This is a genomic window from Colwellia hornerae (assembly GCF_007954355.1).
GTDB lineage: Bacteria > Pseudomonadota > Gammaproteobacteria > Enterobacterales > Alteromonadaceae > Colwellia_A > Colwellia_A hornerae.
Map to the genome: position 1 here is coordinate 1 of NZ_VOLR01000079.1, position 1,338 is coordinate 1,338.

Sequence of the window (1,338 nt, forward strand, 5' to 3'; positions counted from 1 at the left end):
TTAGCCAAAAGCTGACATTAGCTTTTGTATATTCTTAATCATATTTAGCAGAACACTAGCTAGGGCTTTCTGCTTGTCTGTGAGACGGATTTAAGAAAATCACTGACGTTGAATAACTATGAGTAGCTTGAGAAGTAATAAAGTGTACCTGACCCCATTTAATGCCATTTAATGCCATTTAATGAAGTGTACCTGACCCCATTTAATGTAATTACATTTGCATACTGAAACCAATTAAAATTTTCATCTGTTAATATTATCTAAAAAATTCAATTAGCTGATAAGTTGATTGGTGTCATATTTTTTTACAATATTACCATCGTGAGTTTTGTTTAAGTCATCATCCAATTGAAATTATTATATATTTTAGTGCTGGAATGTTTTTTGCATTGTTGTAATTTAGTATCTTTCGATTACTATTAAACACATTAAAGGGTTAAAAAATGAAATCAATTATAAATAAAGTTGCGTTATTAAGCTTGTTATTCACGATATCTGGCGTCGTCAAAGCTGGGATTATAGATCATAGTGATTATACAGAAGATACAGATCAGAATTTATACTTTTTAGATTTAGGACTCTTTTCTCCTGATACATTTGCTAATTTGAAAACTGGTGTGTCCTATGCGGGCTATCAATGGAGTTTATCTACGGTTGATCAGTTTACTCAGTTTCTAGGCAATGCTACAGGAACATCAATCCCAACATGGAATGGCAGTAACCTAGGTGATATTGATTTAAATCCTGCTAATTTAAGTAACACAATTAATTTGTTGTCAGGTAGTTCCAATATAACACCTTGGTTCACATTAGATGGACAGCAATTAGGGCAAGCGGAGGCGATTTTCCACACGGGAAATTTTAACGACGTTCACCTTAGAACGGGCAGTTCGAGTCGTCTCGGGCTATTTGTTAGAACAGCAGCACAAGTACCAGAGCCATCTACACTTGCAATTTTTGCATTAGGAATGATTGGTTTAGCATCACGTCGATTTAAGAAACAATCTTAATATAGTTTTTAATATTAGATTTTAGAAAGCATCAATTGTAATGATTGGTGTTTTTTTGTATCTGGTGATTGATAACCGTAAATTATTTGATATCTATTGATGTGTTAGAAGTGATTTACACCACAAAATAATAGCATAGGATACTTAATCCTTTACTATTCCGTATATGTAAAAGCCTTCAGACACTTTAACTGATTATTTGGCACTACTGGTGTCATTTTTATAGTTTTTGACAAACAATCATCCATACATAACCTATCCTTTAAACGAATAATTGTCGAAATGGTCATAATTAAATGAGCAAAGGCTAATGTCCGGTTTCGTATCA

The 1,338-nt window shown here is 32.8% G+C and carries 1 protein-coding gene; it reads left to right on the forward strand.

What is annotated here, in order from left to right; all coding sequences use genetic code 11:
• Positions 1–443 precede the first annotated feature (443 nt).
• Positions 444–1,010, forward strand: a complete 567-nt coding sequence (locus ESZ26_RS19525; RefSeq protein ID WP_223271738.1) for a PEP-CTERM sorting domain-containing protein — start codon at positions 444–446, stop codon at positions 1,008–1,010.
• The last annotated feature ends 328 nt before the right edge of the window (positions 1,011–1,338 follow it).